Origin of the sequence: Achromobacter sp. Bel, from assembly GCF_012928505.1 — a bacterium.
Taxonomy (GTDB): Bacteria; Pseudomonadota; Gammaproteobacteria; order Burkholderiales; family Burkholderiaceae_B; genus Achromobacter.
Map to the genome: position 1 here is coordinate 1 of NZ_JABBJN010000028.1, position 20959 is coordinate 20959.

The following is a 20959-nucleotide window of genomic DNA, read 5'->3' on the forward strand; positions in this document are numbered from 1 at the left end:
GGCGGCGCGACCGTCGCGTCATTTTCGACAACAGGATTTCCCCATGCAGTCATTGCGCAGAAAATGGCAGTCCCTGCCGCGCGGCGTGGTGGTGTTGATCACGGCACTGGCCATCTACGTGCCGCTGTCCTTCATCATCGTCCAGAGCTTTCTCTCCGCGCCTTTCTTTGCCCCGTCCAAGGTCTTCAGCCTGGACGCGTTCCGCTTCATCTTCGCGGACCCCGATTTCTACAAGGCGCTGAAAAGCGGCTTCATCCTGGCCTTCGGGCTGGCCATCATCGCCATCCCGCTGGGCGGCATGCTGGCTTTCCTGATGATCCGCACCGACCTGCCTGGCCGCCGCTGGATCGAGCCGATGATCCTGGTGCCGGTGTTCGTGTCGCCGATGGTGCTGGGCTTCGGCTACGTCGTGGCCGCCGGCCCGGTGGGCTTCTTCTCGATCTGGGCGCAGAACATCCTGGGCTTCGTGCCCTGGAACGTCTATTCGCTGACCAGCATCGTCATCATCGCCGGCCTGACGCATGTGCCGCACGCCTACCTGTACATCTCGTCGGCCCTGCGCAGCATGGGTTCCGACGTGGAAGAGGCCGCCCGCGTCACCGGCGCCTCGCCGCTGCGCGTGATGGTGTCGGTCAGCCTGCCGATGGTGCGCCCGGCCATGCTGTACGCCACCGTGTTGCTGTTCTTCCTGGGCCTGGAGGTATTCGGCCTGGTGCTGGTGCTGGGCGACCCGGAAGGCAACCTGGTGCTGGCCACCTATCTGTACAAGCTGACGAACAAGCTGGGCATTCCGTCCTACCACCTGATGGCGGCCGTGGCCGTGATCCTGATCTGCATGACGATTCCGCTGGTCATGCTGCAGCGCCGACTGATGCGCACCGCGAACCGCTTCGTCACCGTCAAGGGCAAGGCCTCGCGCGCCCGTCCGCTGCCGCTGGGCAAGTGGCGCTGGGTAGCGGGCGCCGTCGTGGCCTTCTGGCTGCTGGTCACCATCGTGGTGCCGCTGCTGGGCGTGCTGCTGCGGGCCTTCGTGTCCAACTGGGGCATGGGCGTGTCGCTGTTCGACGTGTTGTCGCTGGACGCCTTCCGCACCGTGTTCGCGCAGCCCAACCTGATGCGCGCCATCGTGAACTCGGTGGCCATCGGGGTGTTCGGCGGCGCGCTGGCGGTGATGTGCTACATGTTCGTGGGCCTGGCCATGCACCGCAAGCCCGACAACATCACGCGCTTCATGGACTACAGCGTGCTGGTGCCGCGCGCCGTGCCGGGCCTGCTGGCCGGCCTGGCGTTCCTGTGGGTGTTCCTGTTCGTGCCGATGTGGCTGGACAACGCGCTGGACGTGGACGAGAACGGCTGGCTGTCCGCCCTGCCGTTCGCCGAATGGCTGCGCGAGAACTTCATCGAATGGCTGCGCGCCATGCGCAGCACCATTTTCAGCGTCTGGCTAGCCTACACGGTGGTGTGGATGGCCTACGGCCTGCGCCTGATCTCATCGACCCTGCTGCAGGTGGGGCCAGAACTTGAAGAGGCCGCCCGCAGCGCCGGCGCGCGCCGAGGCCAGGTCACGCGCCACGTCACGGTGCCGTTGGCCAAGTACGGCCTGATCGGTTCATGGCTGCTGATGTTCCTGATCTTCGAGCGTGAATACTCCACGGGCGTGTATCTGCTGTCGCCCGGCACGGAGACCATCGGTTCCATGCTGGTGTCGCTGTGGGCCTCGGGCGCCATCGACATCGTGGCCGCGCTTTCCTTCATCAATATCGTTCTGGTCGTGATCGGCCTGGGCATCGCCCTGCGATTCGGAGTCAAACTTCATGATTGAGCTTTCTGTAGAAGACCTGCACCTGGACTACGGCGACAACCCGGTGCTCAAGGGCGTGTCGATGCAACTGCGCCAGGGCGAAGTGGTGTCCCTGCTGGGGCCCTCGGGCAGCGGCAAGACGACCTTGCTACGCGCCGTGGCCGGCCTGGAAGGCCCCAAGCGCGGGCGCATCACCATCGGCGAGCGCATCGTCTACGACGGCGGCGCCCGCCAAGAGATTCCCGCCGAAGAGCGCAACCTGGGCCTGGTATTCCAGTCCTACGCGCTGTGGCCGCACAAGACCGTGTTCGAAAACGTGGCCTATCCGCTCAAGCTGCGCAAGGTGCCCTCGGCCGAGGTACGCGACCGCGTGCAGGCCGTGCTGGACCAACTGGGCCTGGGCAAGCTGGGCCAGCGCCATCCGCACGCGCTGTCCGGCGGCCAGCAGCAGCGCGTGGCCATCGGCCGCGCACTGGTGTACAGCCCGCCCGTCATCCTGCTGGACGAGCCGCTGTCCAACCTGGACGCCAAGCTGCGCGAAGAGGCCCGCGCCTTCCTGCGCGAACTGATCATCCGCCTGGGGCTGTCGGCCCTGATGGTGACCCATGACCAAAGCGAGGCCATGGCGATTTCCGATCGCATCCTGCTGCTGAACAACGGCAAGATCGAACAGCAGGGCACGCCGCAGGAAATGTACGGCTCGCCCTCCACGCTCTTCACCGCCGAATTCATGGGAAGCAACAACCGGCTGGAAGGCAAGGTCACGGAAGTGCGCGACGGCCAGGCCCGCATCGAGGGTCGCGGCTGGGCCCTCTGGGGCAAGGCCGGCGAAGGCGTGACCCAAGGCCAGGACGGCACAGCGGTGATCCGGGTGGAACAGGTGCGCCTGGCGGACGATCCGGACGGCAACCACCTGGACATGCCGCTCTTGACCAGCATGTACCTGGGCGACCGGTGGGAATACCTGTTCCGCACCCCGGACGCGGATCCCGCCAACACGCTGGCCCTGCGCGCCTACGGCCCGGAAGGCCGCGAACCCGGCCCCTGCCGCTTGGCGCTGCCCGCCAGCAAGGTCTGGGTCTTCCCGCGCAAGACGGCGTGACCCCCCCCGGCCGCCTGCACGCGGGGGCCCGCCCCTGGCGCACGCGGCCGGACCCGTCCTGCACGCGGACGGCCCCCCGGCTTGCCGTCCAATAGCTGTTACAAGCCGTTGGCCCGCATGCCGGGCAAGGTGGACTCGACTTACAATGCGTCCGTGCAACGCCCTGACTCCCCCTCCCCGCTAAGCCGTTACCTGCGGTGGCTGGGCGCTCCCGCCCAGCACTACCTGCGGATCGGCATCGCGATATCGCTGTTGGTGCACGCCGGCGCGCTGGCGTGGCGCTTCGGCGCGCCCGCCTTTACCCGCCCCCCCGTGACCAGCCTGGAAGTCGTGCTGCTGAACGCCCGCAGCGAAACGCCGCCGGACACGCCCCGGGCCCAGGCGCAAAACCAGATGAGCGGCGGCGGCAACGCCGACCGCGGCATGACCACCACCCCGCTGCCCCAGACGGGCGCCTCCGCCGAAACGATCGTGCTGGAAGCCATGCGCCGCCGGCAAGTGCAGCTGGAAGCCGAACAGACCCGCCTGATGACCCAGCTGCGCTCGCCGGAGAAAGCCGGCGCCGAGCGGCAGGCCGTCAACCCCTGGCCGGACGGGACCGACCTGGGGCAGGATTCCCAGGACCAGGCCAGCGTGATCCAGAACGCCCAGGTCGCCGCCCTGGCCGCCCGGGTGCAGCAATACAGCGCCGAGCCCCGCAAGCAGTTTGTGGCCCCGTCGGCCGAGGCCTCCCGCTACGCCGCGTATCTGGACGCCTGGCGCACCCGGATCGAGGCGGTCGGCACCCAGCACTACCCGGACGAGGCGCGCGGGCGCATCTACGGCTCGCTGCGCATTACGGTATCGGTCCGCAGCGACGGCAGCATCGCCAATGTCGAGATCGACCAGCCGTCGCCGCACGCCGTGCTGAACCAGGCGGCCCGCCGCATCGTCCAACTGGCCGCCCCCTTCCCCCCGTTCCCACCCGATATCGCCCGCGACACCGACGTGCTGGTCATCACCCGCACCTGGCATTTCGTCAACGACACCCTGGAAACACAAGCCCCATGACCGAGGCGCCCCCTCTTGCCCGCTACGCCGTCATCGGCAATCCCATCGCGCACAGCCGCTCGCCCCAAATCCACGACCTGTTTGCCCGGCAGACGGGCAAGCCGCTGCGCTATGAGCGCCTGCTGGCACCGGTGGACGGCTTTGCCGAAGCTGCCGCCGCATTCGTGGCCGAAGGCGGGCTGGGCCTGAATGTCACCGTGCCCTTCAAGCTGGACGCCTACGCGCTGGCCGCGGGCCGCTTGTCCTCCCGCGCCCGGCTGGCCGGCGCGGTCAACACCCTGTCCTGGCGTGAGGGCGCCTGGCACGGCTGCAACACGGACGGCGTGGGCCTGGTATCCGACCTGCTGCGCCTGGGCGTGCGCCTGAACGGCGCGTCGGTGCTGCTGGTGGGCGCGGGCGGCGCCGCCCGCGGCGTGCTGCAGCCCCTGGCAGAAGCCGGCTGCGCCCGCCTGCACATCGTCAACCGCACGGCCGCCAAGGCGCTGGAACTGGCCGACGCCTGGCGCAGTTCCGGGGTGTCGCCGCAGACCCGGGTCACCGCTGGCGGGCTGGCCGACACCGCCTTGCCGGGCGGCTGGAACCTGGTCGTCAACGCCACCGCGAGCGGCCTGCAGGATGCCGCGCCCGACTTGCCGGCCGGCCTGTACGCCGACGGCGCGGCGGGCTACGACATGATGTACGGCGCCCAACCGACCGCCTTCATGAAACAGGCACGGGCCGACGGCGCCGCGCTGACGGCCGACGGCCTGGGCATGCTGGTGGGCCAGGCCGCCGAGAGTTTCTTCATCTGGCATGGCGTGCGCCCCGACCCGGCCCCCGTGCTGGCGGCGCTGCGCGAGGCGCTCATGGCGGGACACTGAGCAGCATGGCGACGCGCAAGGGCCGATCGTGGTTCCGGATCACAACCGGCGTCCTGATGGCGCTGGTGTGCCTGATCCTGCTGTACCAATTCTGGCTCTTCGCCCAAGTGGTCTGGTACAACTACCGCGACCCCGGCAGCAGCGCGATCATGCGCGAAGAGCTGTCCCGCCTGCGCGAAGGCAACCCGGATTTCAAGCTGCAATACGAATGGGTGCCCTACGACAAGATCAACCGCAACCTCAAGCGCGCGGTGGTGGCCTCGGAGGACTCCAACTTCACCGGGCACGACGGCATCGAATGGGACGCCATCCGCAAAGCCTGGGAGTACAACCAGCGCCAGGAAGAGGCGGGCCGCAGCAAGATGCGCGGGGGCTCCACCATCACCCAGCAGTTGGCCAAGAACCTGTTCCTGTCCAGTTCGCGCAGCTATATCCGCAAGGGCCAGGAACTGGTCCTGACCTATATGATCGAACACGTCATGACCAAGGAACGGATTCTGGAACTGTATCTGAACGTGGCCGAATGGGGCGTGGGCGTGTTCGGGGCGCAGGCGGCCTCCAAGCACTACTTCAACACCACGGCGGCCAACCTGGGCGCCAGCCAGGCCGCCCGGCTGGCCGCCATGCTGCCCAACCCCCGCTTCTATGACAGCCGCCGCAATTCCAACTACCTGAACTCCCGCGTGGGCGTCCTGACGCGGCGGATGCAGATGGTCGACATCCCCTGATACCCGAAAGCCCGCCGTTGCGCCCGGCATTCCCCACCCTTAGCGGCGGGATTTGTTAAGCTTTCACGTTTACGCGCTCCCTATCCTTTTCATGCGTACCGCACGTCGCTACCTGGCCCGCGAGATCTATCGCTCTTGCGCAGTGGTCCTTATGGCCCTGCTAGGCCTTTTCACGTTCTTCGCGCTGGTGGACGACCTGGACAACGTGGGCGACAAGTTCTCCATGATGGCCCTGCTCTACATGCAGGCGCTGGCCATTCCCACCCGCTTGTACGACCTGCTGCCCATCGGGCTGCTGATCGGCGCGATCCTGGCGCTGGCCGGCCTTGCGCAGCGCAATGAGCTCGTCATCCTGCGCGTCTCGGGCGTCAGCGGCATGCGGCTGCTGCGCATGCTGTGGGTCGTCACCATCCCCCTGATGATCGGCGCGGCCCTGCTGTCCGAATACGTCACCCCATGGGCCGAGATCAAGAGCGGCGAAGCCAACCTGCTGTTCCGCGGCAAGGCCGGCGGCGACCGTTTGAAGAGCGGTTACTGGTTCAAGGAACCCACGGCCAACGGCGGCACCCGCATCATCAACATCGGCGAACTCAAGGGCGACGGCCAGGTGGCCAACATCACCCTGTACGAATTCAAGAAAGACCTGACGCTTTCCGTCTTGTCCACGGCGCCCACCGGCCTGTTCGCCCACGGCGACCTGGTGTTGAAGGACGTGGCCGAAACCCGGCTGGACAATGACGCCTCCGAAGCGCTGGCCAACGCCCGCCCGCCCAAGAACCCGCCTGCCAACGTGGTGAAGGTGCCCGAACGCACGGTCGACACGACGCTCAGCCCCGAACGCCTGCTGGCCCGCGTGCTGACCCCTGAACGCATGTCCATCGTCACCTTGCTGGACTATGTGGAGTATTTGCGCGACAACCAGCTGCAATATGGTCGACAGGTGGTCGCCCTGTGGCGCAAACTGGCCTATCCGTTCACGTTGCTGGTGATGATCACGATTGCCGCGCCGATCGGCCTGATGCAGACCCGCCGCGGCGGCGTCGGCGCCAAGGTCTTCATCGGCATCCTGCTGGGCGTGGGCTTCTTCATGCTGAACCAGCTGGCGTTGAACGTAGGCATGCTGGGCAAGTGGCCGCCCTGGCTGACCGCCCTGGGCCCGAACATCGGGGCCATGGCGCTGGCGCTGGGCGCCATGAGCTACATGGAATACCGCCACACCTTTACCCGGTTCGTCCAACAACGCTGGCCTTGGAGCAAAAGTCCCGCATGAACGGCAGTATCTGGATGATCGGCGACGTGCAGGGGTGCTGCTCGCCGCTGGATCGCTTGCTGTCCCACCCCGATCTGGTCGGCGACCCGCAGTCGCGCTTCTGGTTCGCCGGGGACCTGGTCAACCGCGGCCCGCAGTCGCTGGAGACCCTGCGTCGCATCATCGACCTGGGCGACCGCGCGACGTCGGTGCTGGGCAATCATGACCTGCACCTGCTGGCCGCCGCGGCCGGGGTGCGCAAGCCGTCGAAATCGGACACGCTCGAAGACATCCTTCGCGCGCCGGACGCGGCTGACCTGATCAACTGGCTGCGGTTCCGTCCGCTGGCCCATTTCGAGCAAGGCCACCTGCTGGTACACGCGGGCACGCTGGCAAAATGGGACGTCGCCAAAACGCTGTCCCTGGCCGCCGAGGTGCAAGACGCGCTGCGCGGCCCGAACTGGCAAAAGGCGCTGCAAAAGATGTACGGCAACGAGCCGGCCACGTGGAAGGAAGACCACAAGGGCGGCAAGCGGATGCGGGTGATCATCAATGCGCTGACGCGGATCCGCCTGTGCACGCCGAACGGCCACATGGAATTCGCAACCAAGGTCGCCCCGGGCGCCTGGCCCCCGGGCCTGGTGCCATGGTTCGACGTCCCGAACCGGGCCACCCGGGACATCACGACGGTTTTCGGGCACTGGTCGACGCTGGGGTTATTGCAGCGGCCGGACGTGATCTGCCTGGACACCGGATGCGTGTGGGGGGGAGCGTTGACGGCGTTACGGTTGCAGGATCGGAAACTGGTGCAGGTGAAGTGTTCGCAGTTTCAGAATCCGTTGTCTGAGTGATTGGGATTCTGCTGTTTTAGTGGCTCGTTTTTCTGGCTCGTTTTTCTGGCGAGTCTTGGCGCTTCGTAGGTCGCCCATCGTCGCTGTCGCCCTGACGGCGCGCGCCCATGATTGCGGCCCGGAGCCTTCGCTCCGGACTGCCCCGTTGCCATCCTCGTCCGCCTTCGGCTCCCTTCGGATTCCCTCGGGCGCATCAAGGTTGCGCGCCGTCAGGGCGACACCGCCGACGGGCTACCGCCGTCTGGGGCTGGGGCGCTGCTAGATCCTCGATTAGTGACGAGTGCTGCGTTGCCCGCCGAGTTGCAGCCGCGCAGGCGGCTGCAATCGGCATACGTGATGTGGGGCGTCGGGGGTGTGGTCGCTTGCGCGCTTGCAGGGAGTTGTTGTCTACGCACTCCACCCATCCTACGACGCCAACACCCCGACGCAAGACAACGCGTAAGCTCCCAAAGGCCGCCCGCGCGGCCGGCCGGGAGCGGGCACCGCAAGATCTTCCTATCCCTCACCTCCGGAGAGCAGAACCTAAAAAACTCGACTTTCCCCGGCGACAGGCGTCTTAAGAACCCTCAGCCGCCCGCAAAAAAGACCACCCCTTAATGCCGAATCTCGGCCAAGAACTTCTGCGCTCGCACCGTCGCCGGTCGACTGAAGAACCCCTCCGGGGTCCCCGTCTCCACAATCCTCCCGGCATCCATGAACCACACCCGATCCGCGACTTCTCTCGCGAATCCCATTTCGTGGGTCACGCACACCATCGTCATGCCGTCTTTCGCCAAGCCCTTCATCACCTGAAGCACCTCGCCCACCATCTCCGGGTCCAGCGCGCTGGTCGGCTCGTCGAACAGCATCACTGGCGGGTTCATCGCCAGGGCGCGCGCGATGGCCACGCGTTGCTGCTGGCCGCCTGACAGCTGGGCAGGATAGGCGTCCGCCTTGTGCGCCAGGCCGACGCGTTCCAGCAATTGCAGCGCGCGGTCGCGGGCTTCGGGGCGGCGGGCGCGCTTGAGTTGCAGCGGGGCGAGCATCAGGTTTTCCAGCACCGACAGGTGCGGGAACAGGTTGAACTGCTGGAATACGAAACCGATGTGGCTGCGCAATTGGTCCAGGTGGACCTTGGGGCCGTAGATGTCCTGCCCGTTCACCTCGATGACGCCCTTCTGGATCGGCTCCAGCCGGTTCACGGTGCGGATCAGGGTGGACTTGCCGGAGCCGGACGGGCCGCACACCACCACGACCTCGCCTTGCGTCACTTGCTCGGTCACATCGGCCAGCGCCTGGTAATCGCCGTACCACTTCTGCACTTGGGAAAATCGAATCATGTCGGCACCACTTTAGGGGCAGCCGTGAGCCCGGCGCGCCGTCTGCCGATACGTCGTTCGGTCAGGTGCACCAATGAACTCAGGCCAAAATTCAGGATGAAATAGGTCATCGCCAGCAACCCGAACACTTCGAACGGCTTGGTCAGCAGCACGCTGTTGATCTGGTTCGCGGCGTAGGTCAGTTCCTGCACGCTGATCACATAGGCCAGTGATGTTTCCTTCACCGTCGACACGAATTGGCTCAGCATGCTGGGCAGCATGTTGTAGAGCGCCTGCGGCAGGATCACGCGCCGCATCGTCTGCATATAGGACAGCCCCAACGCGCGGCTGGCTTCCTGCTGGCCGGAAGGCAGCGCCTGAATGCCGGCGCGGATGATCTCGGCCAGATAGGCGCTTTCGTAGCAGACCAGCGCCACCACCATCGTCGTGGTGCCCGCGACGGGCCGGCCGATGATGAGCGGCACGAAGAAATACGCCCAGAAGATGAACATCAGTAGCGGCAGGCCGCGCACCAGATAGACCACGGCCGAGGACGGCCAGTAGAAGATGCGGTAGGGGCTGATGCGGCCCAGCGCCAGCAGCACGCCGCAGGGCAGCGCCAGGGCCAGGCTGATCGCGGCCAGGCCCAAGGTGGCGACCAGGCCGCCCACCGGTCCGTGCGGGTACTGCCCGATCAGCAGTAGCAGCCAGTTGTCTTTCAGTATGTCCCACATGTCAGCGCGCCCCCAGCGGACGGTAGCGTCGTTGCAGTAGCGCGCCGCCGCCCATGATGATGAACGACAGCACCAGGTAGATGACCGTCACCACCGCATAAGCCTCGAAGGTGCGGAACGTGTAGTTCTCGACTTCGCGTCCGGCGGCGGTCAGTTCCGTCACGCCGATCGCCATCGCCAGGCTGGTGTTCTTCAACAGCAGCAGCGTCTGGTTCAGCAGCGGCGGGATCGCGATGCGGAAGGCCTGCGGCAAGATGACTTTGCGCATGGTCTGCAGAAAACCCAGGCCCAGCGCCCGCGACGCCTCGACCTGGCCCGGCGGGATGCCACGCACGGCGCTGCGCAGGTCTTCACAGATATAGGCGGACATCACCAGCGAAATCGCGATGCACGACATGATGAATTCGCTGCCGTGGCTGTTGAGCCAGTCGGTGGCGAATTGCGGCAGCAGCGCCGGCACGCCGAAGTACCAGAACAGGATGTGCACCAGCATGGGCACGTTGCGGTGGAACGCGACGTACACCGCGATCACGCCGTTGGCCACGGGCGAGCCCGTCAGGCGGATCACCGCCAGCAGGCTGCCCACGAAGAACGCCAGAATCCAGGCCAGCCCGGCCAGCGCCAGGGTGGTGATGAACCCCCTGAACAGCCATGCCGGATACTCGCCCTGAAAAATGGCGTTGAAGTCGAAAACGTAATGCATCGAGAAAGGCTCCAGCGCGCGCGGCGCGTCAACCCTTGATGGCTTCGATGCGGAAGTCGCGCTTCATGTTGAACTGCGTGCCGGTGCCGAACCACTTGTCGAAAATCTTCGTGGCCTGGCCCGACGCTTCCATGCCGTCCAGCACCTTGTTCACCTGGGCCAGCATGGCGGTGTCGCCTTTACGCACGCCCATGCCCCAGGGTTCGACGAACAGCGCGGGTTCCAGGATCTTGACCGGCACGGCGCTGCTCGACGCCTGATGCTGCAGCTTCACCAGCATCAGCTCAGACCCGACGAAACCGCTGACCTTGCCCTGCTGCAAGGCCAGGAAGGCGCCGCTGGGATCTTTGAAAGTCACGGGATCGACATTGGGGATGTTCTTGCGCGCGCCCTGCTCCGACGACGATCCGCGCACGGCGCTGACGCGCTTGCCGGCCAGGTCGGCGGGCGCCTTCAAGTCTTTTTCCGAATCGCGCGCCAGGATTTTCTGCAGGCTCACGAAATGCTGGTGCGAATAATCGATCTGCTGCGCGCGCTCCGGGCTCCAACCCAGGTTGGCGGCCACGACGTCGACGCGGCCTGCGATCAGCTCGGGGATGCGGGCTTCCACGGCGATCAGCTTCAGTTCCAGCGGCACGCCCAGGCTGTCGGCGACGGCCTGGCACATATCGACCTCGTACCCCACGATGGCGCGGGTCTTGGGGTCTTGGAAGCTGAAGGGCTCGGCCGTGCCCATCGTGCCGCAGATGAACTTGCCGCGCGCCTTGATGTCCTGCACGGTGTCCGCATGCGCGGCGGGCGCCAGCGTGGCGGCCAGGCCGATGGCGGCGACAAAAGTGGCGATGGTGGTCTTCATGGTGTTTCCCCTTGGAATATAGGTATGGGTACGGCGGACGAAATGGACTTTCAACAAGCGGGCGTTCAACGCAAGGCCGCGCATGCCTCGCGGATGCGGCGGCAGCCTTCTTCGATGTTTTCCATGGACGTGGCGAAGCTCAGGCGCAGATAGGGCGACAGGCCGTAGGCCGCGCCGTCCAGCACCGCGACGCCGGCTTCGTCCAACAGGTACATCACCACGTCCAGATCGGTCTCAAGCACGCGTCCGGCCGGCGTACGCTTGCCCAGCAGGCCATCAACGGACGGATAGACGTAGAACGCGCCCTGCGGCTGCGGACAACGGATGCCCGGCACGGCGTTCAGCAGCGCGACGATGCGGTCGCGGCGCAGGTGGAACACGGCCGCCGCCTCGCTGACGCAACGCTGGTCGGCGGTCAGCGCCACGCGCGCAGCCGACTGGCTGATGGCGCTGACGCAGCTGGTGCTTTGAGAAATCAGCGTGGCCATCGCCTTGATCAGCGGCTTGGGGCCGCCCGCATAGCCCAGCCGCCAGCCCGTCATCGCGTACGCCTTGGAGACGCCATTGATGGTGAGGGTGCGCGCCGCCAACGCGGGCACCACCGCGGCGGGCGATGCGTGACGCGCCTGGCCATAGGCCAGGTGTTCATAGATCTCGTCGGTCATCAGCCAGACGTGCGGATGGCGCGCCAGCACCTCGCCCAGCGCCCGCAGCTCGTCCGCGCCGTACATCGCGCCGGTCGGATTGCTGGGCGTGTTCAACAGCACCCACTTCGTGCGCGGCGTGATCGCGGCTTCCAGCGCCTGCGGCGTAAGCTTGAAGCCGTCCGCTTCCGGGCAGGCCAGCACCACGGGCGTGCCGTCGTTGACCAGCACCATGTCCGGGTACGACACCCAGTACGGCGCGGGGATGATGACTTCGTCGCCGGCCTGCACGGTGGCGGCCAGCGCGGTGAAGATCAGCTGCTTGGCGCCCACGCCGACGATCAGTTCGTCCAGCCCGTAGTCCAGGCTGTTCTCGCGCTGGAATTTGGCACGCACGGCTTCCAGCAGCGGCCTGGCGCCGGCGGACGCGGTATAGCGGATATCGCCGCTGTTCAACGCATCGATGCCGGCCTGCACGATGTGGGCGGGCGTGGGCAGGTCGGGTTCGCCGACGGTGAAGTCGATGATGTCGCGCCCCTGGGCGCGCAACTGGTCGACGCGCGTCTTGGCCGCCATGCTGGGCGATGGCTTGATGGCGCGCGCCCGGTCGGCCAGGAACAGGGTGTCGACGCCGCTCATGCCAGCCCCTTGGCGGCAAAAGCGGCCTGCATCCAGCTTTGCGTCCGGTCGCCGCCCGCGATCTCGGCCATGATGCGTTCTTCCTTGGCGGCATGCGCGTGCGCCGCGGCGATCAGGCTTTCCGCCTCGCTGGCGGGAAAGCTGACCAGGCCGTCTTCGTCGCCCACCAGGATGTCGCCGGGAAGGATCACCTGGCCGCCGATGGACACGGGCACATTGACCTCGCCCGGGCCGTCCTTGTAGGGACCGCGGTGGATATGGCCGCGCGCGTAGCAAGGGAAGCTGTCGGCTTCGAACGCAGCCACGTCACGGATCGCGCCGTCCACAACCACGCCGGCGCAGCCGTGGATCTGCAGATAGCGCTTCATGATTTCGCCCAGCACGGCGTTGGACAGGTCGCCGCCCGCGTCCACCACCAGCACGTGGCCGGGCTGGATCTGCATCATCGCCTTGTAGATCATCAGGTTGTCGCCGGGACGGGTCTTGACCGTCAACGCGGTGCCCACCAGCTTGCCGCGCCCGTTGTAGCGGCGCAGGCCCGAAATGCCCTCGCGGCGCGCCAGATTGTCGCTGAGGTGGGGCGTGACGATGCCGGCCAGCGCTTCAAGAATAGCGGCGGGAGCGACGGGGGAAGCCGGCAATTGGCGTGCGCCGGTAAGGATAGTGGCCATGACGATCTGCAAATTCCTGAGTCGAAGGCCGCCGCAGGCCCGGAACGCTTTCCCGGCCCCGGCCAGCCGGGAAATGAATCAGATCGCATGGTGCGAGCTTTTCGGTTTCGGAAAAAGGGATTAAATTTCCACGAACCCAATCGCTTTTAGGAATATAAGGGTTAGCCCTTAGCGAAATTTCGGAATGAACCTCACCCTGGGCAGCCCCGCCGCATGCTGACTTTCAAACAAATCGAAGCCCTGTACTGGACCGTCCGCCTGGGCACGTTTTCGGCGTCGGCGCAGAAGTTGCACACCACGCAATCGGCCATCACCAAGCGCATCCAGGAGCTGGAGGCGGACTTCGACGTGGCCCTCTTCGACCGCTCCGGCCACCGCGCGGAACTGACCGCGCGCGGCCACGAGGTGTATGCCCTGGCCGAAGAGATGCTGGGCCACCGCGACCGCTTGCTGGTCCGCCTGAAGGGGCAGCACACGCTGACCGGTACCTTCCGTTTCGGCATCACCGAGATCACGGCGATGACCTGGCTGCCCGCCCTGATCCGCCTGCTGCGCGCGCATTACCCCCGCATCACGCTGGAGCCGCACATCGACCTGGGCGCCGACCTGCTCAAGCGCCTGCAGGCGGGCCAATTGGACATGGCGTTCCTGCACGGCGAATTCGCCGAACCGAACTTGCAGGTGGTGGCGCTGCAACGCCTGGAATTCGCGTGGATGGGCAGCCCCGACATGATCGATGCCAGCCGAATCTATACCCCCGCCGACATCGCCCACCTGCCGCTGCTGCGCCAAAGCCGCGAGTCCGGCCTGAACATGATCTACGACGGCTGGCTGCGCCCGCATACGCCGGCCAGCAACATCTTCACGATCAACAGCCTGATCGCCATGGCGGGCCTGACCGCAGCGGGCTTCGGGGTGAGTTGCCTGCCGCGGGATTACTTCGCGGACATGGTGAGCAAGCGGCAGCTGGTGATTGCGCGGACCAGCACGGCGCCGCCCCAATCGGTCTACAGCGCAATGTTCCGCCGAGACGCAGACGTGGCGTTTTGTGAAAGCGTGGCGGAACTGGCGAAGAGTTGTTGTGAGTTTTCGGGGGGGTGGCAGTAGGGGGGTGTTTGGGTGGCTTGGGGGTTGGGTTCTTGAGACGCCCGTCACGGCGGTCCCCCGGGGCGTGCGGGTCAACGATTGCGGTCCGGAGCCTTCGCTCCGGACTGCCCCGTTGTCATCTTCGTTGTTGCCTACGGCAACTGCCTTCAGATTCCCTCGGGCTTATCGACTCCCCGCACGCCCCGGGGGACCGCCGCGACGGGCTCGGTCAGATGCAATTTGACGTCAGCCGGGCAGAACGGTTTGCTTAGGGTTCTCGCCAGCATGGGGGAATGGTGGAGGATCTTGCGGGGCCCGCTCCCGGCCGGCCGCGCAGGCGGCCTTTGGGAGCTTACGCGTCGTCTTGCGTCGTGAGGATGCTGGTTGCATCCCGCGTGTGACCTATCGCCGTTGTATGACCCATGATGGATTGCGCGCAAGCGGTCATCGCACCAACGACACACGATGCGTATGCCAATTGCAGCCGCCCGCGCGGCTGCAATTCGGCGGGCCCCGCAGCACTCGTCATTAATCGGGAACCTGACAGCGCCCCAAGCCCCAACACAGGCAGCCCGTCGGCGCTATTGCCATGACGACGCGCAACCTTGATGCGCCCGAGGGAATCCGAAGGGAGCCGAAGGCGGACGAGGATGACGACGGGAACGTCCGGAGCGAAGGCTCCGGACCGCAATCGTGGGCGCGCGCCGTCATGGCGATAGCGCCGACGGGCGACCTACGAAGAACAACAAACCGCCAAAAAAACTAAGCAAGCACCCCAAGAATCGCATCCCGAGCCTGATGCGACAACTCCAGCCGGGTCGGCAAACTCCCATCAGGATGTCTTGCCGCCAACACAGGCAAGAACACCACCTCGACAGACAGCCCCGTCGTCCCCATTACCCGCCAAAGATTCGCCACCAGGCTTTCTTCGCCGACGAACGCGGCGAATCCATCGCGCTTGCCGTCACGCAGGAAACGCAACGCCACCGGTTGGATTTCCACCGCAGCCGACCGCGCCGGTTCGAACAGGCTGGCGTGGAAAGGAAGCAGGTCGAAACCTTCGGTCGTCGTGCCTTCGGGGAACAATCCCACTGCATCGCCCTGCTTGAAGCGGGCTTGCATCGACTCCCCCATGGCATGCACCGCGTGGCGTTGGCCGCGTTCGATGAACAGCGTGCCCGCCCCCGCCACCAGCCAGCCGATCACCGGCCAGCTGCGGATTTCGCTCTTGGCCACGAACGACGTCGCACGCGCGGAATTCAGGACGAAGATGTCGATCCAGGAAACGTGGTTCGCCACCAGCAGCACGGGCCCTGTCATGCGCGGTTCGCCCTTGAAGACGACCCGCAACCCACAGGCCGCCATCAACGCCCGGGACCAGGTGCGGTTCAGCCATGCACGGGATTGTGGCCGAAGGAAGGGATAGACCGCTCCCACGCAAAACAGGCCGAAAACGATCAAAGGCAGCACCAGTGCCAGCCGTAGGACAAAGCGCAGCAGCTTCAAACGGAAGTCTCCCAGGCCAGCCGGCCACCGACCACGGTGGCGCGTACCCGACCGGGCAGCATCATACCCGCGAACGGAGTGCTGGCGCTGCGGCTTTGCAGCGAAGCCGGCATCACCAGCCATTCGGCGTCCAGGTCTGCCAGGCACAGATCCGCTGGCGCGCCCACGCCCAACTGGCCCGCCAGCGCCGCGTCGGGCGTCATCCGGCCGAGCACGGCGCCCGGGCCCGACGTCACGCGGGCCAACGCATCGATCAGCGGCTGGCGGCGGTCGCGCACCCATTTCAGCGTCAGCGACAGCAGCAATTCCAGCGCCGTTGCGCCGGGGGCCGACGCCGGGAACGGCGCCGCCTTGGCCCGAGCATCAACCGGCGTGTGGTCGGAGCACAAGGCGTCGACCAGCCCCTCCGCCAGCGCCGCGTGAATGGCGTCGCGGTCGCGTTGGCCGCGCAGCGGCGGCGACAAATGGAAATTCGTATCGAAAAAGCCGATGTCGACGTCGGTCAGGTGCAAGTTGTGGGCCGACACATCGGCGGTGACAGGCAGCCCTTCCCGCTTGGCCGCGCGCAGCAGTTCCAGCCCCGCCGCCGTGGACAGCCGGGTCAGGTGCACGCGGGCGCCGGTCGCGCGGGAAAGCTCGAAGATCGTTTGCAGCGCCACGGTTTCCGCTTGGGGCGGCAGACCTTCCAGCCCCAGGCGCTCGGCGTAGGCGCCGCTGGCGGCCACCGCGCCGCGCGCCAGCCAGGGATCTTGCGGACGCAGCCACAACGTGCGGCCCATGCCACTGGCATAGCGCATCGCGCCCCACAGCACGCGCGTGTCGGCAATGCCGTGCTCGCCCTGCGCGAAGGCGATACAGCCCGCCTGCGCGAGCAGGCCCATTTCCGCCAGCGTCTCGCCGGCCAGCCCCACGGTCATCGCGCCCAGCGGGTGAACGCGGACCGTGCCCGCTTCGGCCTGACGCATCAGCGCGTCGACCTTGCCCGGTTCGTCCAGCGCGGCGTCGGGCCCGGGCGGCAGCACCAGACGGGTCACGCCCCCGGCCAGCGCCGCGCGCAACTCGGCGGGCGCAAACGCGGAACCCGTGGCCACGCTGCCCGCCCCCGCGGGCTGCAAGACCCGGGCGGACAGGTCGACCAGGCCCGGCAGCACGGCCAGGCTGCCGGCATCCAGCACGCGGTCGGCCTGAAAGCCGTCCGGCGCCGCGCCCACGGCCACTACGCGGCCATCGGCCGTATAAATGTCATACCGCCCATCCACCCCGTTGGCGGGGTCGATCAGCCGGCCGTTGGCAATGTGCAGCCTCATGGCGCGTCTCCGGCCAATACGTGGAGGGCGGCCAGACGCAAGGGCTGGAGCAGCCCGGCCAATTGCGCCTCGATGGGCGGCAGGCTGGCGGCCACGTCGCCATCCACTTCCACGCCCGGCGTCAGCGCGCCGGCGGGCAGCAGCAGCGCGTCGGGCTTGGCCGCCGCCAGCGCGGCAGGCGTCACGCCGTAAAACTGGGCATATTCCCGCGCGGACGGCAGCAGCGCGCCGCTGATCCGTTCGACGTCCAGAGGCAGCACGATGACCACATCGGCATCTTGCAAGCCTTCCTGCAGCGTGGCGCACGCGCGTACGCCCAGCTGCGGCAGGTTGTCCGGCAAGAGCGTGCGCGGCGCAACGGCACGCACTTCGGGCACGCCCAGCGTGGTCATCGCGTGGATCACCGAGCGCGCTACCGGCGAATGACGGATATCGCCCACCAGCGTCACGGCCAGATTCGTCAGGTCTTGCTTGATGTCCTGCATCGCCTGCACCAGCGCCAGCGCCGGCAGCGGGTCCGCATGCCGGCCGTCGCCGGCATTGACGACGCGCAGCCCCGGCGCGGCATGCTTCGCCGCGCAATGGGCCGCACCGCTTGCCGCATGACGCAGCACCAGGATGCCGGGCGCCAGGCCGGATACGGTCTGGGCCAGCCCATCGCCCGGCTCGGAACCGGCGTCTTGCGCATCCAGGACGACAGGCAGCAGGGACAGGCGCGTGGCTGCGTCCGCGTAGGCGTCGCGGCAGGCTGGGTCGTCGGGCAGGAAAAGGAACACGGGCTGCGGCGTGGCGGCCGGCGTCTCGCCCGCAGCCCGTGCGCGAGCCGCCTCGAGCAGGCGCTCGACATGGCGCCGCGGCAACCCTTCCGTTGTCAGCAGATGAATGAGTTCGCCGCGGCGATCAAGTTGCGGATTGAGCATAGGCAGGCCGGGCCGCGTGCTTCAGGACGCAGGCAGGGTGTCGAGGTATCGTTGCAGGATAACAGCCGCCGCCATCGCGTCGTCGGCCGCGTGGGTACCCAGCAGGCGCTGGGCCTCCATGCTGGAGCCGCGTTCGTCGACCAGTTCGACGGCAATGCCGAAACGGCCGTGCAACTGGTTGGCGAAACGCCGGCAACGCGCCGTGGCGGGTTGTTCGCCGCCATCGGCGTCCAGCGCCAGGCCGACGATCACGCGGTGGGGCTGCCATTCCTGCAGCAGCGCCGCGATGCGGCCGAAACGCGCATCGCGGATTTCGCTGAAGATGATTTCCAGCGGACGCGCCTGGCGCGTCAGCGTGTTGCCGATGGCGATGCCGATCTTCTTTTCGCCGAAATCAAAGCCAAGCAGGGTTTCTTCAGGCATGGCCCGCGTCGCCCGCCAGCATGACCGGATCGATGCCCAGCAGCTTCAAGGCGGCCGGGTAACGGTCTTCGGGAGGCACATCGAAAATGATGTGATCGTCGGCGCCGACGCTAAGCCAGGCGTTCTGGCCCATTTCGCTTTCCAGTTGGCCTGCGCCCCAACCCGCGTACCCCAGCGTGACCAGCATCCGGGCGGGCCCGTTGCCATCGGCCACGGCTTGCAGCACGTCGCGGGAAGTCGTCAGCGCCATCGCGCCCATCTTGATGCTGGAGCTGTAGTCGCCCGCGGGCGCATGCAGCACAAAGCCGCGGTCGGTCTGCACCGGGCCGCCGAAGAAAACCAGCGTGTCCTTGACGGGGCCGATCTCAAGCGTCAGCTCAATGCGTTCGAACAGGGTGCCCAGCGTCAGGTCGGTAGGCCGGTTGATGACCAGGCCCAGCGCGCCACGCTCGGTGTGTTCGCATACGTAGATGACAGAACCGGCCAGGCTGCCCTCGACCATGCCCGGCATGGCGATCAGGAACTGGTTGGCAAAGTTCGCCGCCTGCGTCGAGGCGGCTTCGTGGTGTTTTTCCGTCATGGCAACCCCTTAATGGGTAGTCTGAAAGAACCGAGGACGGGGCGCGCTTGCGCGCGGCGGCCATGCTTGCCTGGCGGCAGACCGTCCTGCGGTTACGAGGGATGGGGCTTGCCCCATCGTACGAGCCCTGGCGGAATAGGTCAGCGGATCGGGTTCAGATTTCCATCAATTCAAAGTCCTCTTTGCGGGCGCCGCATTCGGGACAGACCCAGTTCGGCGGCACATCTTCCCAGCGGGTGCCGGGGGCAATGCCCTCGTCGGGCAGGCCGGCCTCTTCGTCATAGACCCAGCCACAAATCAGACACATCCAAGTACGCATAGTTCTCTCTTACATCAATTCCCGGCCTTGATCCCCATGGCGGGGCAAAGGTGGGGGGCTTCCATTAGAATGGGGACAATCTTACCGAAACCCAATAGGGGTTCCCCTGATTCACCTCAAAATGAGTCCGGGCACCCTCACTCAAGCGCTGTCCACGTGGCCCCCGTTACTCCCCCTCTCGTTTTGGTCTTCGGCCCGCTCGATCCCTCGGGATCCGACGGTTTGCCTGCGGATGCCGTCACCTGCGCCCGCCTGGGCTGTCACGGCCTGGCGGCCGTTACCGCGCTGACCGTGCAGGACACTGCCGGCATCGAAGAAATCCACCCTGTTTCGCCCGATTTGCTGGACGATCAGGCCCGTTGCCTGCTGGAAGACATGTCCGTGCAGGCGATCAAGGTGGGCGGACTATACACCGCTGAAACGGCAAGCGTGGCCGCACAGGTCGCCGCCGACTACAGCCAGGTCCCGCTCGTGCTGCACCTGGGCCAGCGAGCACCCTTGCCGGCGGACGCCGCCGACGAGGACGACGCCGACGACCTGCTGGCCGCCACGCTGGAACTGGTGCTGCCGCAAACCGATCTGCTGGTCATCGAACACCTGCGCCTGGCGCAGTGGCACGCCGACGGCGACATCGATATCGGGGACGCACCGACACCCATGCACGCGCTGGTGGCGGCCGGGGCGGAGTGGGTGCTGGTGCTGGGCAGCCCGCAACGGCCCGGCCACTACGCCAACGTGCTGTTGGGCCCCAGCGGGCAGACGCACACCTGGCCATGGCAGGCGCCCCCGGACCGCAACGGCGACGCCGGCGGCCTGGCCGCCACCGCCATCACCGCCATGCTGGCGCGCGGGCTGGAAATGCCTGAAGCCGTGCGCCAGGGCCTGGCGCACGCCGACGCCTCGGTGGCCGCCAGCTTCCTGCCGGGCATGGGCCGGCGCATCCCCAACCGGATCCAACCGCAATGAAACCGCTGCGTTTTCCCGCCGGCCTGTATGGCGTCACCCCTGAATGGGACGATACCGACCGCCTGATGCAGGCCGTGCGCATAGCCGCCAGCGGCGGCATGCGGTCGCTGCAGCTGCGCCGCAAGAACGTGCCCGATGCGGTGCGCGCCGAACAGGCCCGTGCGCTGGCCCCGCTGTGCCGCGAGCTGGGCATCGTGTTCCTGATCAATGACGACTGGCGCCTGGCGCTGGAGGTGGGCGCCGACGGCGCCCACGTCGGCCGCGAAGACGAAAGCCTGGCGCGCATCCGCGCCGAAGCCGGCCCCGACCTGATCCTGGGCGGCTCCAGCTACGACGACCTGTCCCGTGCCCGCGACCTGCTGGACGCCGGCGCCGACTACATCGCCTTCGGCGCGATGTTCGCCTCGACCGTCAAGCCGGACACCGTGCGCGCGCCGCTGTCGGTGCTGACCGAAGCCCGCCGCCTGGTCGAAGAGCGCGATGCGCCCCGGCCCGCGGTCGTCGCCATCGGCGGCATCACGCCCGACAACGCGCTGCTGGTGGCCCAGGCGGGCGCCGATGCTGTCGCCGTCATCACCGGACTTTTCGAAGCGCCCAGCATCCGGGCCGCCGCCGCGGCCTGCTCGGCGCCCTTTACCGTCAACCCCAACCGCAAGCCTTGAACGC

The 20959-nt window shown here is 66.8% G+C and carries 22 protein-coding genes; 10 read left to right on the top strand and 12 right to left on the bottom strand.

Annotated features, from left to right (window positions below; translation table 11 throughout):
* The first annotated feature begins 43 nt into the window (after nucleotides 1–43).
* The 7 genes from HG262_RS17950 (at nucleotide 44) to HG262_RS17980 (ending at nucleotide 7641) form a co-directional block, all read left to right on the top strand.
* The gene (locus tag HG262_RS17950; RefSeq protein ID WP_169272303.1) at nucleotides 44–1822 is read left to right on the top strand and encodes an iron ABC transporter permease; all 1779 of its coding nucleotides are present in this window, start codon (nucleotides 44–46) and stop codon (nucleotides 1820–1822) included.
* A complete protein-coding gene (locus tag HG262_RS17955; RefSeq protein WP_169272304.1) occupies nucleotides 1815–2903 on the top strand; it encodes an ABC transporter ATP-binding protein in 1089 nt (362 codons plus the stop codon). Before HG262_RS17950 ends, HG262_RS17955 begins: the two co-directional genes overlap by 8 nt.
* Before the next feature lie 117 nt (nucleotides 2904–3020).
* Entirely contained in the window at nucleotides 3021–3953 is a 933-nt protein-coding gene (locus HG262_RS17960) for a TonB family protein (protein WP_211187492.1), read from the top strand.
* Entirely contained in the window at nucleotides 3950–4813 is an 864-nt protein-coding gene (gene aroE / locus HG262_RS17965) for a shikimate dehydrogenase (RefSeq protein ID WP_169272305.1), read from the top strand. The genes HG262_RS17960 and aroE overlap by 4 nt, the downstream gene beginning before the upstream one ends.
* Nucleotides 4814–4818: 5 nt before the next feature.
* Entirely contained in the window at nucleotides 4819–5541 is a 723-nt protein-coding gene (mtgA, locus tag HG262_RS17970; protein ID WP_169272306.1) for a monofunctional biosynthetic peptidoglycan transglycosylase, read from the top strand.
* A gap of 91 nt (nucleotides 5542–5632) precedes the next feature.
* Entirely contained in the window at nucleotides 5633–6811 is a 1179-nt protein-coding gene (gene lptG, locus HG262_RS17975) for an LPS export ABC transporter permease LptG (protein WP_169272307.1), read from the top strand.
* Nucleotides 6808–7641 carry a symmetrical bis(5'-nucleosyl)-tetraphosphatase gene (locus HG262_RS17980; RefSeq protein WP_169272308.1) on the top strand — a complete coding sequence of 278 codons (834 nt, stop codon included), beginning with the start codon at nucleotides 6808–6810 and terminating at the stop codon, nucleotides 7639–7641. Before lptG ends, HG262_RS17980 begins: the two co-directional genes overlap by 4 nt.
* A gap of 593 nt (nucleotides 7642–8234) precedes the next feature.
* On the opposite strand, the gene HG262_RS17985 is transcribed toward HG262_RS17980, so the two are convergent.
* The 6 genes from HG262_RS17985 to HG262_RS18010 form a co-directional block, all read right to left on the bottom strand.
* The gene (locus HG262_RS17985) at nucleotides 8235–8960 is read right to left on the bottom strand and encodes an amino acid ABC transporter ATP-binding protein (protein ID WP_169272309.1); all 726 of its coding nucleotides are present in this window, start codon (nucleotides 8958–8960) and stop codon (nucleotides 8235–8237) included.
* Nucleotides 8957–9673 carry an amino acid ABC transporter permease gene (locus tag HG262_RS17990; RefSeq protein WP_169272310.1) on the bottom strand — a complete coding sequence of 239 codons (717 nt, stop codon included), beginning with the start codon at nucleotides 9671–9673 and terminating at the stop codon, nucleotides 8957–8959. The genes HG262_RS17985 and HG262_RS17990 overlap by 4 nt, the downstream gene beginning before the upstream one ends.
* A 1-nt stretch (nucleotide 9674) precedes the next feature.
* The gene (locus tag HG262_RS17995; RefSeq protein ID WP_169272311.1) at nucleotides 9675–10376 is read right to left on the bottom strand and encodes an amino acid ABC transporter permease; all 702 of its coding nucleotides are present in this window, start codon (nucleotides 10374–10376) and stop codon (nucleotides 9675–9677) included.
* Nucleotides 10377–10404: 28 nt separating this feature from the next.
* Nucleotides 10405–11232 carry an ABC transporter substrate-binding protein gene (locus HG262_RS18000; protein WP_169272312.1) on the bottom strand — a complete coding sequence of 276 codons (828 nt, stop codon included), beginning with the start codon at nucleotides 11230–11232 and terminating at the stop codon, nucleotides 10405–10407.
* Nucleotides 11233–11297: 65 nt separating this feature from the next.
* Nucleotides 11298–12515: an aminotransferase class I/II-fold pyridoxal phosphate-dependent enzyme gene (locus HG262_RS18005; protein WP_169272313.1), complete on the bottom strand. Its 1218-nt coding sequence runs from the start codon at nucleotides 12513–12515 to the stop codon at nucleotides 11298–11300.
* Complete coding sequence (locus tag HG262_RS18010; RefSeq protein WP_169272314.1) at nucleotides 12512–13186, bottom strand: RraA family protein; 675 nt, start codon at nucleotides 13184–13186, stop codon at nucleotides 12512–12514. The genes HG262_RS18005 and HG262_RS18010 overlap by 4 nt, the downstream gene beginning before the upstream one ends.
* 213 nt (nucleotides 13187–13399) lie before the next feature.
* Between HG262_RS18010 and HG262_RS18015 the strand changes: the two genes are divergently transcribed.
* Nucleotides 13400–14293 carry a LysR family transcriptional regulator gene (locus HG262_RS18015; RefSeq protein ID WP_169272315.1) on the top strand — a complete coding sequence of 298 codons (894 nt, stop codon included), beginning with the start codon at nucleotides 13400–13402 and terminating at the stop codon, nucleotides 14291–14293.
* A gap of 741 nt (nucleotides 14294–15034) precedes the next feature.
* On the opposite strand, the gene HG262_RS18020 is transcribed toward HG262_RS18015, so the two are convergent.
* The 6 genes from HG262_RS18020 to HG262_RS18045 all read right to left on the bottom strand — a co-directional run bounded on the left by HG262_RS18020 (nucleotide 15035) and on the right by HG262_RS18045 (nucleotide 19327).
* Nucleotides 15035–15778, bottom strand: a complete 744-nt coding sequence (locus HG262_RS18020; protein WP_169272316.1) for a lysophospholipid acyltransferase family protein — start codon at nucleotides 15776–15778, stop codon at nucleotides 15035–15037.
* On the bottom strand, nucleotides 15775–17085 hold the full coding sequence (locus HG262_RS18025; RefSeq protein WP_169272317.1) for a dihydroorotase: 1311 nt from the start codon (nucleotides 17083–17085) through the stop codon (nucleotides 15775–15777). Before HG262_RS18025 ends, HG262_RS18020 begins: the two co-directional genes overlap by 4 nt.
* Nucleotides 17082–18005 (bottom strand): aspartate carbamoyltransferase, encoded by a 924-nt coding sequence (locus HG262_RS18030; RefSeq protein ID WP_169272318.1) that lies wholly within the window; start codon nucleotides 18003–18005, stop codon nucleotides 17082–17084. Before HG262_RS18030 ends, HG262_RS18025 begins: the two co-directional genes overlap by 4 nt.
* Nucleotides 18006–18026: 21 nt before the next feature.
* On the bottom strand, nucleotides 18027–18428 hold the full coding sequence (gene ruvX / locus HG262_RS18035; RefSeq protein WP_105560434.1) for a Holliday junction resolvase RuvX: 402 nt from the start codon (nucleotides 18426–18428) through the stop codon (nucleotides 18027–18029).
* Nucleotides 18421–19008: a YqgE/AlgH family protein gene (locus tag HG262_RS18040; RefSeq protein ID WP_006226628.1), complete on the bottom strand. Its 588-nt coding sequence runs from the start codon at nucleotides 19006–19008 to the stop codon at nucleotides 18421–18423. Before HG262_RS18040 ends, ruvX begins: the two co-directional genes overlap by 8 nt.
* Nucleotides 19009–19162: 154 nt before the next feature.
* Complete coding sequence (locus HG262_RS18045) at nucleotides 19163–19327, bottom strand: rubredoxin (RefSeq protein WP_003814980.1); 165 nt, start codon at nucleotides 19325–19327, stop codon at nucleotides 19163–19165.
* 156 nt (nucleotides 19328–19483) lie between these two features.
* On the opposite strand from HG262_RS18045, the gene HG262_RS18050 reads away from it, so the two are divergent.
* Both HG262_RS18050 and thiE read left to right on the top strand, forming a co-directional pair.
* Nucleotides 19484–20293 carry a hydroxymethylpyrimidine/phosphomethylpyrimidine kinase gene (locus tag HG262_RS18050; RefSeq protein ID WP_348984402.1) on the top strand — a complete coding sequence of 270 codons (810 nt, stop codon included), beginning with the start codon at nucleotides 19484–19486 and terminating at the stop codon, nucleotides 20291–20293.
* Nucleotides 20290–20955 (top strand): thiamine phosphate synthase, encoded by a 666-nt coding sequence (gene thiE / locus HG262_RS18055; RefSeq protein WP_169272319.1) that lies wholly within the window; start codon nucleotides 20290–20292, stop codon nucleotides 20953–20955. Before HG262_RS18050 ends, thiE begins: the two co-directional genes overlap by 4 nt.
* The last annotated feature ends 4 nt before the right edge of the window (nucleotides 20956–20959 follow it).